The 15923-nt window shown below is 64.9% G+C and carries 18 protein-coding genes; 15 read left to right on the plus strand and 3 right to left on the minus strand.

Annotation, left to right across the window (positions count from 1 at the left end):
• Window positions 1-38: 38 nt before the first annotated feature.
• Complete coding sequence (gene lepB, locus Q0R23_RS17580) at window positions 39-806, plus strand: signal peptidase I (RefSeq protein ID WP_293915163.1); 768 nt, start codon at window positions 39-41, stop codon at window positions 804-806.
• Window positions 807-1046: 240 nt separating this feature from the next.
• Here the strand turns inward: lepB and Q0R23_RS17585 are convergent, their stop codons facing one another.
• From Q0R23_RS17585 to Q0R23_RS17595, 3 genes are all read right to left on the minus strand, one after another.
• Complete coding sequence (locus Q0R23_RS17585; protein WP_293915165.1) at window positions 1047-1361, minus strand: DUF503 family protein; 315 nt, start codon at window positions 1359-1361, stop codon at window positions 1047-1049.
• A 25-nt stretch (window positions 1362-1386) separates the two neighbouring features.
• Window positions 1387-1608 (minus strand): heavy-metal-associated domain-containing protein, encoded by a 222-nt coding sequence (locus Q0R23_RS17590; protein ID WP_293915167.1) that lies wholly within the window; start codon window positions 1606-1608, stop codon window positions 1387-1389.
• 158 nt (window positions 1609-1766) lie between these two features.
• Window positions 1767-2336, minus strand: coding sequence for a DUF1999 domain-containing protein (locus tag Q0R23_RS17595; RefSeq protein ID WP_293915169.1), 570 nt, complete (start codon window positions 2334-2336; stop codon window positions 1767-1769).
• 90 nt (window positions 2337-2426) lie between these two features.
• On the opposite strand from Q0R23_RS17595, the gene Q0R23_RS17600 reads away from it, so the two are divergent.
• The 14 genes from Q0R23_RS17600 to Q0R23_RS17665 all read left to right on the plus strand — a co-directional run.
• On the plus strand, window positions 2427-2831 hold the full coding sequence (locus Q0R23_RS17600; RefSeq protein WP_293915170.1) for a hypothetical protein: 405 nt from the start codon (window positions 2427-2429) through the stop codon (window positions 2829-2831).
• 23 nt (window positions 2832-2854) lie between these two features.
• Window positions 2855-3478, plus strand: coding sequence for an aminoacyl-tRNA hydrolase (gene pth / locus Q0R23_RS17605; protein ID WP_293915171.1), 624 nt, complete (start codon window positions 2855-2857; stop codon window positions 3476-3478).
• Between the two features lie 757 nt (window positions 3479-4235).
• A complete protein-coding gene (locus tag Q0R23_RS17610) occupies window positions 4236-4802 on the plus strand; it encodes a DUF4126 domain-containing protein (protein ID WP_293915173.1) in 567 nt (188 codons plus the stop codon).
• A gap of 282 nt (window positions 4803-5084) precedes the next feature.
• Complete coding sequence (locus Q0R23_RS17615; RefSeq protein WP_293915175.1) at window positions 5085-5459, plus strand: P-II family nitrogen regulator; 375 nt, start codon at window positions 5085-5087, stop codon at window positions 5457-5459.
• 57 nt (window positions 5460-5516) lie between these two features.
• Window positions 5517-6830 (plus strand): ammonium transporter, encoded by a 1314-nt coding sequence (locus tag Q0R23_RS17620; protein WP_293915190.1) that lies wholly within the window; start codon window positions 5517-5519, stop codon window positions 6828-6830.
• Between the two features lie 400 nt (window positions 6831-7230).
• Window positions 7231-7548, plus strand: a complete 318-nt coding sequence (locus Q0R23_RS17625; RefSeq protein ID WP_293915176.1) for a V-type ATPase subunit subunit G family protein — start codon at window positions 7231-7233, stop codon at window positions 7546-7548.
• A complete protein-coding gene (locus Q0R23_RS17630; protein WP_293915177.1) occupies window positions 7545-9617 on the plus strand; it encodes a V-type ATPase 116kDa subunit family protein in 2073 nt (690 codons plus the stop codon). Before Q0R23_RS17625 ends, Q0R23_RS17630 begins: the two co-directional genes overlap by 4 nt.
• Window positions 9618-9692: 75 nt before the next feature.
• Complete coding sequence (locus Q0R23_RS17635) at window positions 9693-9998, plus strand: V-type ATP synthase subunit K (protein ID WP_293915178.1); 306 nt, start codon at window positions 9693-9695, stop codon at window positions 9996-9998.
• A gap of 3 nt (window positions 9999-10001) precedes the next feature.
• Complete coding sequence (locus Q0R23_RS17640) at window positions 10002-10562, plus strand: V-type ATP synthase subunit E (RefSeq protein ID WP_293915180.1); 561 nt, start codon at window positions 10002-10004, stop codon at window positions 10560-10562.
• A 124-nt stretch (window positions 10563-10686) separates the two neighbouring features.
• Entirely contained in the window at window positions 10687-11670 is a 984-nt protein-coding gene (locus Q0R23_RS17645) for a V-type ATPase subunit (RefSeq protein WP_293915181.1), read from the plus strand.
• The gene (locus Q0R23_RS17650) at window positions 11667-12041 is read left to right on the plus strand and encodes a V-type ATP synthase subunit F (RefSeq protein WP_293915183.1); all 375 of its coding nucleotides are present in this window, start codon (window positions 11667-11669) and stop codon (window positions 12039-12041) included. Before Q0R23_RS17645 ends, Q0R23_RS17650 begins: the two co-directional genes overlap by 4 nt.
• A gap of 103 nt (window positions 12042-12144) precedes the next feature.
• Window positions 12145-13908 (plus strand): V-type ATP synthase subunit A, encoded by a 1764-nt coding sequence (locus Q0R23_RS17655; RefSeq protein ID WP_293915185.1) that lies wholly within the window; start codon window positions 12145-12147, stop codon window positions 13906-13908.
• The gene (locus tag Q0R23_RS17660; protein WP_293915187.1) at window positions 13905-15314 is read left to right on the plus strand and encodes a V-type ATP synthase subunit B; all 1410 of its coding nucleotides are present in this window, start codon (window positions 13905-13907) and stop codon (window positions 15312-15314) included. The genes Q0R23_RS17655 and Q0R23_RS17660 overlap by 4 nt, the downstream gene beginning before the upstream one ends.
• Window positions 15315-15489: 175 nt before the next feature.
• Window positions 15490-15923 (plus strand): V-type ATP synthase subunit D (locus Q0R23_RS17665; protein ID WP_293915189.1); only part of this gene is annotated, 434 nt, incomplete at its 3' end.

The raw sequence follows: 15923 nt of genomic DNA on the forward strand, positions 1-15923 counted from the left end.
AGGCCAGGCCGGGTTGCCGGTGCCAGGCCAGGAGTGCGATGACCAAACTGATAAAACCGCCGTCTGCCTTAAAGCGCCTCTGGAAAGAGCTGCTCGAACCGATTGTCTTCGCCGTGCTCATCACCCAGTTTCTGGCTACCCTAGTCGGCGTGGACGGCGTGAGCATGATGCCCAACCTGCGCCACCACGAGCGCGTGTTTTTGCCCAAATACGAGACCTGGCTGCACAAAGCCGGAATCGGCAATTTCAAACGCGGCGATATTCTGGTGTTCAAGCCGCCCGCCGCCGCTGAACTGCGCCCGTTTCTTGGCCTCTGGAACTACCGGCCTTTTCTGATTAAACGCCTGGTCGGGCTGCCCGGCGACAAGGTGCGAATTGCCAAGGGCGTGGTGTTCGTCAACAACGTGGCGCTGGCTAACGCCTACACCGCCGATTACTGGAAGTCGCAGGGCTGCTGGGATACGGAGAGCGACATCGCCAATCAGATCCAGTCGAGCGTCAAGGGCATCGTCAAGGACCAGACCGAGTTGACCGTGCCCGCCGGACAGTATTTCGTGATGGGCGACAACCGCACTGCCAACGGCTCGGAAGACTCGCGGCTGTTCGGCCCCATTCCCCTGCGCGACATCGCCGGACGCGCCGCCGCCGTGATCTGGCCGATCATGCGTCAGGAGGGCGCCAAGTACAACTGCGCCATCCAGAGCCAGAATCCTTCCGATTACGTGACCACCAGCGGCAAGAGCATTCTCAACTGGCGCACGCTCCAGCGCCCGGAAACCTTCGACCAGAACTTCGACGCCAAGTAAAGTCGGTAGGCACGATGAAGCAGGGCGAGTGTAGATGGCTCGCCCTGTTTGATTTGTTGTCATCCTGAATGAAATAATACGGACTCCGATTGAATCGTTTTGTAAAAACGATGAAATCCGACCAACGGGAGTAGGAGCAACTACGGACTCTGCGGTATGGATTAACTTCCGGCGCCTTTTCGGAAGTTAAGGAATTTAGCGGAGTCCGTATAACAGGCGTTCGGAGAAACTGAATCTGGGCTACTCGTCCAGCACGTCTTCAAAGGGCACAATCCCTCTTACTTCCTCGGTTACGCGGTATTCGCCCTGTGCGGCGATGAAGTCGGCGGCGAGTTGCAGGGTTTCTTCGACCCACTGGCGATCATTGCTGACCGTCACGACCCCGATGATTTCCCAGTCGTGGGCGTTGAGGCCGTCGAGCCGGGCCACCGTCAGCGGAAAGCGGGCCTTGAGGCGCTCGACGACGGGCCGCACCAGGGCACGTTTTTCCTTGAGGTTGCTGACCCAGGGCATCTCCAATCTTACCATCAGGCTGCCGATGTAGCCCAGGCTCACGGTGAAGCTCCCCTGTGGTGTTGGCTCAGAGCATTCCGGCCAGAAAACCCTGCTTGCGAATAACGCGCAGCAGATCCATGACGGTCATGGCGGTGGGGTCGTACTGCACGGCAATCGAGCCCTGGTCGGGGGTGGCCTGCGTCACGCCGGGAATGGCCAGCAGCACCGCTGAGATGCGGACGCCCGCTTCCTTGTCCATGCCGCGCACGCCGAACAGCACGCGGGCCTTGTTGCTTGGTTGGGTCATATCTGTTCCTCCGTGGACCTGGCGCTGCGGCGCAGCCCATCCGGGTCTCTGGCCCACTGTCTGGCTCCAGTATGAATGACCGACTCTGACCGCTTTCTGGCAGGGTATCTATCCTGGTATTGGTCTCGGTGCCAACCAGACCAGCGCTGCCCAGAGCGCTACTCATCGGTTCGGAGTGCCCCGGAGACAGTGCCCGGCACACTGTCCAGCCGCAGGCCCGGCGCGGTGTCGTGTCTGCTGCCCAGGTGGCGCACGGCGTAGCGGCCCGCCAGGTGGGCTTCCTCGGCGGCGGCGGCGGCTTCCAGCTCAGGCGTGAGCGCAAAGTGGACCTCGTAGACGGCGGTGTCGTAGGCACTCTTGACGCAGGCGTGCAGCAGGCCGCTGGCGGTTTCCGGCGGGGCGTGTTCGGCCAGCAAGACCTGCACCACCAGCACGGTGGGCCGGTCCCCCTGCCAGACCGGCTGGGCCAGAATGACGCCCTGGAGCGTCCGACCTCCTGGTGCCTGGCCTTCTGGTGCCTGGCCTTCTAGTATCTGGGCGTCTTCGGCCAGGAAACTGTGTTCGCTGCGCTCGAAGAATTTCAGGGCGGGCAGCGAGGTGCGCAGTCGGCCTTCCCGCTCGCGCTCCTCCAGGCTGCCGAAGGTCGGCGCGGCGCGGCGCTGGACCTCCAGATCGAGGGCTTGCAGCGCGGCGAAGTCGGCCTCGGAAAAGACCCGGTATCGGAGCATGCGCCCAGGCTAGAGCATTGCGGCCAGCCGGAAGTGGGCAAAAGCGTCAGTCCTCGTCCCTATCAGCGCGGCTGTGGCACACTGCTGAACATGAGCGCCGAACCGATGCGGACCCGCCTGAACGCCCTCGCCGCTGCCCTGCGGCAACTGCATTCCGCCCTGCTGGACGTGGCCAGGAGCGATTACGAATTCATGCACGGCAAGATTCCCAGCGTGTTCACCTTCTACAACCTGGTGACCGGCGACCCGTTTTTTCAGTGGCTGCGCCCGCTGTCGGGCCTGATGTCCACCTTGGACGAGGTGATCGACCAGAAAGGGCTGAGCCTGACTGAGCGCCAGTTGCAAGACGCCCGCCAGGCGTATGGCCTGCTGCTGAGCAGCGCCGATACCCGCTTCGCCGATTTTCGCCAGGGCTTCGAGAAGGCCCGCCATGACCCCCGCGTACGCCAGACTGAGGCCGACGTGCGGGCCGTGCTGGACGGCCATGAAGCCTGAGACCCCATGAAGCCTGAGACCCCATGAAGCTGATCGTGGCGCTGGGCAATCCCGGCCTCCAGTACGAGCGAACCCGCCATAACATCGGCTGGCGCGTCGCCGACGAACTCGCCCGCACCCAGGGCGCCACTTGGAGCGCGGGCACCCAGGCGCTTCAAGCTGAATTCCGGCTGGTCGGAGAGAAAGTCGTGCTCATCAAGCCGCAGACCTTCATGAACGCTTCGGGCAAGGCGGCGCTGCCGGTGATGCAGTTCTACAAGATCGGCCCGGAGAACCTGCTGGTCATTCAAGACGACCTCGACAGCCCCTTTGGGCTGCTGCGGCTGCGCTTCGGTGGGCGGCACGGCGGTCAGAACGGCGTGCGCGACATCATCCGGGTGCTGGGCGGCGACGAGGGCTTCGCCCGCCTCAAGCTGGGCATCTCCCGTCCGCCGCCGGGGCGCGAGGTGAGCGACTGGGTGCTCAGCAAATGGGCCGAGGAGGAAGGCCCGACGCTTGAAGAATTGACCCGTCTGGGCGTGGGCGCGGCGCTGAAATGGGTCAGTTCAGGATTGAAAGACGCCCAGGCGGTGTACAACAGCACCGATCTGAGGCCCAGGCCGGAGCCGGTCGCTAAGCCTGTGGCGGTTGAGCCTCCTATCGAATAGGCGGCTGGACGGGCTATTGGCGGTTAGGTTGCGTTGGTGGGGCTTCAGCGCTGTGCCAATGCGTCTGCACCCCCACCCCCCAGCGGGCAGGCGTCCTCATGGGCGTCCGTTCTGCCCAAGCGGTCAGGCCCCATACGGGTGCCGCTCTGAACAAGAAGAAGCCCCCGCCCCGATGGGGCGCAACTGGCCACAGGTTCGGGGGAGAGCAGGCGTGCCCAGGCGCGTCCGTTCTGCTCGATAAGGCCCCTCACCTCTCTTGACTAGCCTACGTGTCAATAGAACCTTGGAGGGGGTTTGTCGCTCCGCTATGGATGGCACATCCCATTCGTCCCACACGCACTTTGTCTCCCGGCGTTCTCCACATCGTGGCCGCTGGCGTAGGGCGCCCGTGCTCCGCATCTTCCATAACTAACCTCGCTGGAATATTTTGATCAACTCCAGTCAAAAAAGCCCACTGGGCGCCTGTCGTTGACCCCTCTCCTGCGGAGCTGTACCAGTCGCCCCTTGCGGGAGAGTCGAAGACCTGAGGAGTGGCGTCCTCATGGGGACGAGTAGCGCCTGCTGGGCGTCTGTTCACGAGGACAGTCCGTTCACGACGAGTGCTTGCAGAGGGGCGCTGCGCAGCAGCGGGGAGAGGGGCGCTGCGCAGCAGCGGGGAGAGGGGTAAGTGAGCACCGCCTCACGCCCTCCATCTGTTCCCACAAGCCACAAGCCACGCACCACAAGCCGCTCCCCCAAAAGTGTCATACTCCACACTATGGAAATCGTCACCGGGCTGCTCTCTTCGTTCGGGCTGTCCAGTGCGGCGGGGCTGAATGCCTATCTGCCGCTGCTGATCGTGGGGCTGCTGCAACGCTTCGGGGTGCTGCATTTTCCCGACAGCTACGCGCTGCTGAGTAACACCTGGGTGCTGCTGGGCATCGCCGCCGTGGGCGCCCTAGATTTTGTGGGCGACAAGATTCCCGGCATCGATCACGCGCTGCATATCTTCGGCGGCATTGTCAACGCGGCGGCGGGGGCCATTCTGTTCGCCTCGCATTCGGGGCTGACGCATCTGAGCCCCAGCGTCTCGCTGCTGCTGGGCTTCGCGGTGGCGGCCAGCGTGCAGATGGGCCGCACGGCCCTGCGCCCGGTGTCCACGGCCATGACCGCCGGGCTGGGCAACCCAGTGGTGTCGGCGGCGGAAGACGGCACCTCGCTGGGTCTGACGCTGAGCGCCCTGTTCGCGCCGCTGCTATCGGGCCTGCTGATGCTGGCGCTGCTGTATCTGGCCTGGCGGGTGTGGCAGCGCAGGCCGGGGCGGGGCTCGCCGTCCGCCTTGTAGCTGCGCAGAGCAGATCGGTTGTCTGAAAAAAGCCGAACGCGGCGCGGCATCTCGGCGTGGTGAGTTCGGTGTCCAGGTTTTTCTGTGCAGGATGTACACCCTAATCTGGACAACTTGCCACTTTGGCGTTGACAGTCTGCATACCAAACCCTAACCTGATCTCTGGTGTTTGGTCGAGTGGGGTGGTGAACGGGTCGGCTCTGCGTTGAAACGATTCGCGTTGAAACGTTCCGCGTCCAGACCACCGGGTATCCACCGCGCCACGCAGCAGAAGGGAGAGGCATGAAACTGATCACCGCAGTGGTACGGCCCGAACGGGTCCAGCAGGTCAAGGAAGCGCTGTTTCAGGCGGGGATCAGCGGTCTGACCCTGAGCCGTGTCAGCGGGCACGGCGGCGAACAGGAGATCGTCGAGCACTACCGGGGCACCCGCGTGATGGTCGAGTTTCACGACAAGGTGGAGTTCCGCATGGCCGTCAGCGAGCCGTTTGTCGACGCCGCCATTCAGGCCATCTGCAAGGGCGCCCGGACCGGCGAGGTCGGCGACGGCAAGATTTTCGTGGAGCCGCTGGAGCGCGTCGTGCGCATCCGGACCGGTGAGGAAGACAACAGCGCCCTGACGCCTGTGACCGAAAAGAAACTCGCCCCACTGAGCTGACTGAGCTGATGAACACCGAGCTGAACTACCCCCAAGCCAAAGGAGACGACCATGCTGATGCCCCCCTCGCTCGTTAAACGCGGCCTGCCGCTGCTGGCCCTGCTGACCACCGGTGCGGCGCTGGCCGCCGATGCCAAGCCGGTCCTCAACTCCGGCGACACCGCCTGGATGATCGTGGCCGCCGCGCTGGTGCTGTTCATGACGCCCGGCCTGGCCTTTTTCTACGGTGGCCTGACCCGTTCGCAGAGCGTGCTCAACACCATGATGATGAGCTTTATCTCCATCGGGCTGGTCTTCGTGATCTGGATGCTGGGCGGCTACTCCATCGCCTTTACCGAGGGCAACAAGTTCTTCGGCGGCCTCAGCGCCTTCGGGCTCAACGGTCTGGCCGGTCAGCTTTCCGGCACCATTCCCTCTTACGTCTTCGCGGCGTTTCAGGCCATGTTCGCCATCATCGCGCTGGCGCTGATTTCGGGCGCCGTCATCGAGCGGATGCGCTTCGGGGCCTTCGTGCTGTTCGGCGGGCTGTGGAGCCTGCTCATTTATTCCCCGCTGGCCCATATGGTCTGGGGTCCGGGCGGGCTGCTGTTCACTATGGGTGCCCTTGATTTTGCGGGCGGCACCGTCATCCACATCGCGGCGGGCGTCAGTGCGCTGGTCGCCGCCACCGTGCTGGGGCCGCGTCTGGGCGCCGGGCGCATCGCCCACGTGCCGCACAACGTGCCCTTCGTGCTGCTGGGCGCCGCCATTTTGTGGTTCGGCTGGATCGGCTTCAACGCCGGAAGCGCCCTGGGCGCCAACCAGAGCGCCGCGCTGGCCTTCATCACCACCTGTATGGCCACGGCGGCGGCCATGCTCACCTGGCTGACCTGGGAGAGCCTGCGCGGCGGCAAGCCCACCGCCGTCGGCGCCGCCACCGGCCTGGTCGTCGGGCTGGTCGCCATTACCCCGGCCTGCGGGTTCGTGTCGCCCTGGGCCTCGCTGGTGGTGGGCATGCTGGGCGCCACCGCCTCGTTCTGGATGGTGCAGCTCAAGCGCTCCCTCAAGGCCGACGACGCGCTCGACGTATTCGCCTGTCACGGCGTCGCCGGAATCGTCGGTGCCTTGCTGACCGGCGCCCTGGCCTGGACCACCGGGCAGGGCAAGCCGGTGGGCGAGCAGTTCGCCATCCAGGCGCTGGCCGTGCTCGTCAGCGTGGTGTTTTGCGGCCTGGGCAGCTTTATCTTGCTCAAGCTGGTCGGGCTGGTCATTCCGCTGCGCGTCACCGCCAGCCAGGAAGTCGGCGGCATCGACATTTCCTCGCACAGCGAGCAGGGCTACGCCGAGACCGAGAGCGGCCTGAGCACGCCGGTGATGATCGGCGGCGACTGAATTCACCCGGAACGTTCACCTGGGCTGGGCTGGGCTGGACCTCAATTTCATCCTGCCTTTATCTAGCCTGCCTTGATCTAGACAGCCACGACCCCCGGAGGCGACCGGGGGTTTTTGCCGTCCCTGCTGTCCGTCAGGGACTTTGTACAGCCCGCTACAGAGGCTGCTAAACTCGGCACAGACCGCCCACCGCCCGCTGAACACCCCACTTCGGGACCGACGTCCTCAAAAGTCGGCTGGGACGCTGTGATAAGATTTTTACTGAGCACGGCAGTCCAAGCAGTCGGGCCAGACACAGCATGTTTGACCTTCCGCACGCCCCCAGGGCGCGGTGGGTCGTGTGCCACGAAACACCCAAGCACCAGATGCGCGCACCACCAACACAAGAAGGGGGAAGGATTTGGACGCCTCAAGTCGGATTTTAAGTGAACTCGCCACCCGCGAGCAGGCGCTCGACGCCCAGATCGAGGCCGCCCGTCAGGACGCGGCCCGCGAGATCGAAGCCGCCGAGGCCCAGGCCAAGGTTGTCATTCAAGGTGCCCAGGAGCAGGTCAGGGCCATGACCCACAGCCGTGAGGCCGAGATGCAGGCCGAGGCCCAGAGTATTCGCGCCGAGGCCGCCGCGCAGGCCGCTTCGCAGGCCGAACTGACCCACAGCCGCTCGGACGCCCGCATGTCGCAGGCCGTCGAGACCATCTTGCGGGCGGTGTTGCCGTGATTAGCCCCATGCAGCAGGTCGTGATCGCCACTCGCAAGCGCGAAAGCCGGGAAGTTATCGGAGCGCTGCAAACGGCGGGCGTGCTGCATCTGGTGCCGGTCTCCGGCCAGGGGGTGCTGAGCGCTGGCCCCCACAGCAGCGAGGACGCCGAGTACCGCCGCGAGAGCGAGCGGTTGCTGGCCCGCGCCGAGAGCACCCTCAGCGAGCTGGGCGCCGTGCGCCGCCAGGCCGGGCGCCTGCCGCCGGAAAGCGAGTGGCCCGCCGTGCTGGAGGAGGCGGCCACTCCGGCTGCCGACCTGGCCCGGCGGCGTCAGGCGCTCGACGGCGATCTGGAGGTGCAGCGCACCTACGGCGAGGCTGCGGCGGCGCTCAGCGAACTCTCCGGCGGGCTCGACCACAGCCGCCGGGTCTCGCTGGTGCCGTTTATCTATCAGAAGCCCGAAGAACTCGCCGCGCTGCAACTGGCGCTCCAGGGCAGCCTGGAAGGCCGCTTCGAGCTCTCTACCCGTGCGCTGCCCAGTGCCAAAGCTGGGGTGGGCGCCGGATTCGTCGGCGCCATCGCCACCCTGGTCATCGACCGGGACGCCGCCCGCGCCGCACTCGGCAAGGCCCGCCTCGGCGAGCTGCGGTTGCCGGGCCGCTTCGACGGGCAGCCGCTGGGCGAAGTTGCCCGCGAACTGGGCCGCATCGGGCGCGAGGGTATCTCGCAGCGTGACGCCCTGGAGCGCGAACGGGTCGCCCTGTCCGACCAGGTGGGGCCGACCCTCTTTGCCATGCGCGACGCCCTGAGCGATCAGGTCGCCATTCACGACGTGCAGGGCATGAGCGCACGCGGCAAGTACAGCCTGGTGATGCAGGGCTACGTGCCCGAAGACCGGCTGGGCAACCTCAAATCCGCGCTGGAACAGTTCGGCAATGGCGTCAGCTACGAGTTGCACGCGCCCGACCCACACCAGGCCGCCGAGATTCCGGTGCAGCTCAAGAACACCTCCTACAGCAAGAACTTCGAGCTGATCCTGGGCATGCTGCCGCTGCCGCGCTATGGCAACTTCGATCCCACCGGCATCATCTCGTTCTTCTTTCCGCTGTTCTTCGGGTTTATTATCGCCGACATCGGCTACGGGCTGCTGTTCTTTATCGTCGGCACCTGGTTCGCCACGATGGCCAGGAACAATAAAGGCGTCAACCTGTCGGCCATGAACGCTTACTTAGGCCCCGACACGATGGGCAAGCTGGGCGTCATCATCCGGACCATGAGCACCTGGGCGATCTTCTGGGGCTTTTTGACCGGCGAGCTGTTCGGCAACCTCGGCGAGCACCTGCACCTGTTTTACATCAGCAAGCCGGTCATCGAATCCATCTGGCGCTTCCCGGCGGGCTTCGTGCCGGTGCTGGAGGAAACGGGCCTGCTGCCTATCGTCTTCCCGCGCTTGGCGCCCTGGTTTACCAACACGGCCTTGATTACCACGCTGCTCATCGGCATCTTCATGGTGCTGTGGAGCTGGGGGATCCGGGTGCAACTCGCCGCCCGCCACAATGACAAGCACCACCTCTGGGAAGCCATCGGGATGCTCGGCGGCCTGGTCGGACTGGTCAGCCTGGGCTTTCTGAGCAAGGGCGGCAACCAGCTCACCAGCGGCGGCATCTACTCAGACTTCTCCAACCCGCTGCTGACCTTGATGTACCTGGGCTTCGCGGTGTTTTTCCTGGGCATGGTGATGTCGAAAGTCTTCCTGATGATTATCGAGATTCTCTCGCAGGGCGGCAACATCATCAGCTTCGCCCGACTGTTCGCGGTGGGCGTGGCCGGAGCGATCCTGGCCAACCTCGCCACCGATGTCGGCTGGAACCTCTACAAGAACATCGGCGTGCTGGGCATCATCTTCGGCATTCTGCTGGCGCTGCTGGTCCACGCCTTCGCGCTGGCCATCACCATCATCGGGCATGTGCTACAACCGATCCGTTTGCATTTCGTCGAATTCCTGACGCCCACCGGCTACCACAACGAATCCGGCACGGCGTACAGCCCGCTGCGGCGCCTGAGTGCTGCGGCGCTGGCCAAGAAATAACGAGTATCACCCAGCCCCCTCGCTGAGCACTGCCCCGTCTAAAGACCAAGTTCCCCAATTCAAAGGAGTTCCCGCATGACCAAGACCAACAAGATCGCCCTCGCTGCCCTCGTTCTCGCCCTGTCGTCCACCGGTTTCGCCCAGGAGACGGCCAAAGCGGTCAACACCAACGGCGGCCTGATCGCCGTGGGCGCGGGCCTGGCGCTGGGTCTGGGCGCCATCGGCACCGGGCTGGCGCAGGGGCGCATCGGCGCCGCCGCCGCAGGCGTGACCGCCGAGAACCCCGGTCGCCTGGGTCTGATGCTGCTGTGGTTCGCCATCCCCGAAACCCTGGTGATCTTCGGTCTGGTCGGATTTTTCATCCTGTCGGGCAAAATCTGAATCATGGCCCTCGACAAGTTGCTTGAAAACGAGGCCCAGTCCGAGATCGAGCGCATCCGCGCCGAGGCCCGTGAACGCGCCGCCACGATTCTCCGCAGCGCCCAGGAACAGGCCCAGACCCTGATCGACAGCCGCAGCCGGGCGCTCGACACCCAGATGCAGGCCAGCCTGACCCGCGCCCGCTCGGCGGCGGACCTGGAACAGAGTGCCTCGCGCCTCAACGCCGGGGACAGTGGCATGAGCAAGGCGTTCGAGACGGCCCAGCACGAACTGATGGCCGTGACGAAGGCGCCCGAATACCGCGACATCTTATCCCGCCTGATCGCCGAGGCCCGCAGTGTGGTGCCCCACGCCGAGTACCTCGAAGTCCACCCCGACGAGGTGGCGCTGGCCAGCGACCTCGCCCCCGACCTGGCCGTGCGCCCCAACCCGGCTGTTCAGGGCGGCGTGCGGGTGGTGGCGGGCGGCGGTAAGAGCGGCGTGACCAACACCCTCACCGGGCGGCTGGAACGCTTGCGCGAGTCGCTGGCGCCCCAGGTCAGCCGCCTGCTCTCGGAGGGCTAAGGATGTCCAGACTAACGTTTCGGTACTCCGCAAACGGCGCTCCGTCCCTGCACTCTCGTCTGAACATCTGCGCTCCACCGCTCGCTCTGCTCGGTTTATCTGTTGATAAACGTGGTTTTTTCTAATGCCCGACGACTACGGTTACATCAACGCCCGCATTAAAATGATGCGGACCAAGCTGCTCGATGGCCGCGCATTCGACGGCGCCCTGGGTGCCCAGACCTACCCTGAATTTCTGCGGCTGCTCAGCGAAAGCGAGCTGTCGGGCGACCTCGCCGGGGCCACCGCCCAGGGTGCGGGCCTGAGCGAACTCGACACGGCCCTGTCGCAGAACTTCTTCCAGAGTGTCGAGAGGGTCTACCGCCTGGCCGACGGCGACGCCAAGGTCGAAATCGGTGTGCTGCTGCAAAAGTGGGACCTGGTGAACCTCAAATCGCTGGCCCGTGGCCTGACCAGTGGCCGCAGCGGCGAGAGCTTGCAGTCCAGCCTGATCCCCGGCGGCACCATTCCGATGACGACCCTCCAGACCGCGCTCCAGGGCGGGGAACTCTCGGTGGCGGCCAGCGCCATCACGCTGAGCGGGCATCCGCTGGCGGCGGCCTTCCGTGAGGGCGTGGCGGCGTATGGCGCCAGCGGCAAGCTGCTGGACCTGGAAATCGCGCTCGACCAGGCGTACTACCGCTACGCGCTGCGGGTTTCGCGCAACACGGCGCTGCGGCATTACCTGTCGCGTGAGGTGGACATCACCAACGCCCTGACCTCAAGGGCACTGAGAGGTGGGGGTGCCAACCCGGCCCTGTTCGTCGAGGGTGGCCGCAACATCGACGCGGCGACCTTCGCCCGCCTGACCGACGGCGACCCCAGCGGCGCGGGCGAGATGGCCCCGATTCTGGAAGCCGAGAACAGTGAGAGCGCCGAGCGCGTGGCCAGAGGGCTGCTTGACGAGGCCGCCCGCAACGCCGCCGCTGGCGACCCGCTGGGCGTGGGTGTGGCCATCGACTACCTGCGCCGCAAGGAACAGGAGATCGCCAAGTTACGCCTGATCGGGCGCGGCAAGTTCTATCAGGTGCCCAACGAGCAGATTCGTCAGGAGGTGGCCGAAGCGTGAGCCAACCCTCATCAACACAGTCCTCTAAGAATTCAGGTGGGACCAGTCAGAAAGTCGTCGTGCTGGCCGATGCCGAGACTGCCACCGGCTACCGCCTGGCGGGCGCCCAGGTCGTCGAGGCCACTGCCGACAACGCCCAGGCCAAACTCGAAGACCTGATTCAGAACGGCAACGTGGGACTGATCGCCGTGGACACCGGGTTGATCGCTGATCCGGCGACCAGCACCGCCCGCATCATGCGGGGCCGGGATCTGCCGATCATCCTGCCGATTCCCAGCCTGCGCGACGCGTTTAGCACCGACCAGGTGGACGCCAAAGCCTACATGGGCAAATTGGTGCGCGACACCATCGGCTTCGACATCAAGCTGTAAAGTTGGGGTATTCACTCCGGCCTTACCGAGTTTCTCCAATCCGCGCTTCCCAAGCATCACCCCTTTCTCTTACCTAAGAAACTACTTTCTTAAGGAGTTTTCCATGACGCAAAACAAGCAGGGCGTCATCGAGCGCATCGCCGGACCGGCAGTCATCGGTCGCGGTATGTACGGCGCCAAGATGTTTGACATCGTGCGCGTCGGCACCGAGCGTTTGGTGGGCGAGATCATCCGCCTGGACGGCGACACCGCCTTTATCCAGGTCTACGAGGACACCTCCGGACTGACAGTGGGCGAGCCGATTGTCTCGACTGGCCTGCCGCTCTCCGTCGAGCTGGGGCCTGGCATGCTCAACGGCATCTACGACGGCATTCAGCGCCCGCTCGACAAGATCCGTGAGCAGTCGGGCGACTTTATCGCACGCGGCATCGAGGTCTCCAGCCTGGACCGCGTTCGCAAATGGGCCTTCACGCCCAGCGTGGCTGTGGGCGACGAGGTGGGCGGCAGCGCCATCCTCGGCACCGTACCGGAGTTTTCCTTCACCCACAAGGTGCTGACCCCGCCCGACAAGAAGGGCCGCATCCGCAGCGTCGTGGCGGCGGGCGAGTACACCATCGACGACATCATCGCCGAACTCGACGACGGCAGCCAGCTCCGGCTGGCCCACTACTGGCCGGTTCGCGCCGCCCGCCCGGTGGCGCTGAAGAAAGACCCCAGCCTGCCCTTCCTGACCGGCATGCGGATTCTGGACGTGCTGTTTCCGCTGGTGATGGGCGGAGCCGCCGCCATTCCCGGCCCCTTCGGTTCGGGCAAGACCGTCACCCAGCAGTCGGTGGCCAAGTACGGCAACGCCGACATCGTGGTCTACGTCGGCTGCGGCGAGCGCGGCAACGAGATGACCGACGTGCTGGTCGAGTTCCCCGAACTGGTGGACCCCAAAACCGGCGGGCCGCTGATGCACCGCACCATCCTGATCGCCAACACCTCCAACATGCCGGTGGCGGCGCGTGAGGCCAGCGTGTACACCGGCATCACCCTCGCTGAGTATTTCCGCGACCAGGGCTACAGCGTGTCGCTGATGGCCGACAGCACCTCCCGCTGGGCCGAGGCGCTGCGCGAGATCAGCTCCCGCCTCGAAGAAATGCCCGCCGAGGAAGGCTACCCGCCGTACCTGTCCGCCCGCCTGGCCGCCTTCTACGAGCGGGCCGGAGCCGTGCGCACCCTCGCCGGAGAAGACGGCGCCGTGTCCGTGATTGGCGCCGTGTCACCTGCGGGCGGCGACATGTCCGAGCCGGTCACCCAGGCCACGCTGCGCATCACCGGAGCCTTCTGGCGCCTGGACGCGGGCCTGGCCCGTCGCCGCCACTTCCCGGCCATCAACTGGAACGGCAGTTACTCGCTGTTCACCCCGATTCTGGATAGCTGGTATCGCCAGAACGTCGCCGAGGATTTCCCCGAACTGCGCCAGCGCATCCAGAACCTGCTCCAGCAGGAAGCGGCGCTTCAGGAAGTCGTGCAGCTCGTCGGCCCCGACGCCTTGCAAGACAGCGAGCGGCTGGTCATCGAGGCCGGTAAAATGCTGCGCCAGGACTTCCTCCAGCAAAACGGCTTCGATCCGGTGGACGCCAGCGCGTCGATGCCCAAGAACTACGGCCTGATGAAGTCGATGCTGTCGTTCTACGAGCAGGCGGGTATCGCCCTGAAGGACGGCGCCACCATCGACGAGATTATCCAGAACCCGGTGATCGAGAAGATCAGCCGCGCCCGCTACGTCGCCGAAGCAGAGTTCCCCGCCTACAACGACTCGCTGGCCTCAGAGCTGATGACCACCTTCAAGACTGGATCGGCTAAAGGAGTCAACGCGTGACCCTGCTGCAAAAAGAGTACAACGACGTTTCCTACATCTCCGGGCCGCTGCTGTTCGTCAAGGCGGCGTCCGACCTGGCCTACAACGCCATCGTCAACATCAAGGACGGCAACGGGCGCGTGCGCGGCGGACAGGTGATCGAGGTGTCCGACGAGCACGCCGTGATCCAGATTTTCGAGGACACGCGCGGCCTGGACCTGGCCACCGCCTCGGTGACGCTGGTGGAGGACGTGGCCCGGCTGGGCGTCTCCAAGGACATGATCGGACGCCGTTTCGACGGCCTGGGCCGCCCCATCGACGGGCTGCCAGCCGTCATCGCCGACGAGCGGCGCAGCATCAACGGCCAGGCCATGAACCCGGCCAGCCGCGCCAAGCCCGAAGAGTTCATCCAGACCGGCATCAGCACCATCGACATCAACACCAGCCTCATTCGCGGCCAGAAGCTGCCGATCTTTTCGGGCTCCGGTCTGCCGCACAACGAGCTGGCCGCCCAGATCGCCCGCCAGGCCAAGGTGCCCGGTTCCGAGGAGCCGTTCGCGGTGGTTTTCGCGGCGATGGGACTGACCCAGCGCGAGGTCAGCTTCTTCACCCAGGAGTTCGAGCGGACCGGCGCCCTGGCCCGCGCCGTGCTGTTTCTCAACAAGGCCGACGACCCCACCGTCGAGCGCATCCTGACGCCGCGCATGGCGCTGACCACCGCCGAGTACCTGGCCTTCGAGCACGGCTACCACGTGCTGGTGATCCTGACCGACCTCACCAACTACTGCGAGGCGTTGCGCGAGATCGGTGGCGCCCGCGAGGAAATCCCCGGACGGCGCGGCTTCCCCGGCTACATGTATACCGACCTGGCGAGCCTGTACGAGCGTGCGGGCGTGGTGCAGGGCAAACCCGGTTCGGTCACCCAGATTCCGATTCTCTCGATGCCCGACGACGACATCACGCACCCCATCCCTGACCTGACCGGCTACATCACCGAGGGTCAGATCGTGGTGGACCGCACGCTGAACTCCAAGGGCATCTTCCCGCCGATCAACCCGCTGCCGAGCCTGTCGCGCCTGATGGGCAACGGCATCGGCAAGGGCAAGACGCGGGCCGACCACAAGAACGTGTCCGACCAACTGTTCGCCGCCTACGCCAACGGCCTGGACCTGCGCAAGCTCGTGGCCATTACCGGCGAGGACGCGCTGACCGAGAACGACAAGCTGTTCCTGCGCTTCGCCGACGATTTCGAGAACTACTTCATCGGCCAGGGCGGCCAGGACCGCAGCGTCGAGGATTCGATGAACGTGGCCTGGGGCATTCTGAGCAAGCTGCCCCAGTCGCAGCTCACGCGAATTGGCAAGGACTCGATCGACAAGTACTACGGCACGAAGGTCGACGAGATGTGGCGGGGGAACAGGATTTAAGGGGCGACCCCTCACCCCGCTGCTTCGCAGCGCCCCTCTGCAAGCAGGTCTTCGACTCTCCCCAAGGTAGAGGGGTCAGAGCAAAAAGATCAGGGTTTTGCTTTTTGCTCCCTCTCCGTAGGGGAGAGGGCTGGGGTGAGGGGTTAGTCAGTCCCACACAAGGAGGTGACACCATATGGCAGACATCAGCCCCACCCGCTCCGCCCTGCTCGCCAGCAAGGCCAGCTTGAAGACGGCGACCAGCGGCGCGGACCTGCTCAAGCGCAAGCGTGACGCCCTCATTGGCGAGTTCTTCGCGCTGGTCAAGGACGCACTGGCCGCCCGCGAGGAGCTGTCCGGCGTCAGCAAGAGCGCCTACGTGAGTTTGTTCTCGGCCAAAGCCTGGGACAGCCCGGAAGCCGTCGAAAGCCTGTCTCTGGCGCAGGGCAGCGAGTACAACGTCAACATGCAGATCGAGAGCATCTACGGCGTCAAGGTGCCCAAGATCGATATTCCCGACCGGGGCGGCGCCGTATCGTTTAGCCCGATCAACGTCGGCTCGCGCACCATCCAGGCGGCGGGCGACTTCCAGACGGTGATGAGCGCTCTGGTGAAGGTCGCCGCCACCGA

This window comes from Deinococcus sp., assembly GCF_025362455.1.
GTDB lineage: Bacteria > Deinococcota > Deinococci > Deinococcales > Deinococcaceae > Deinococcus.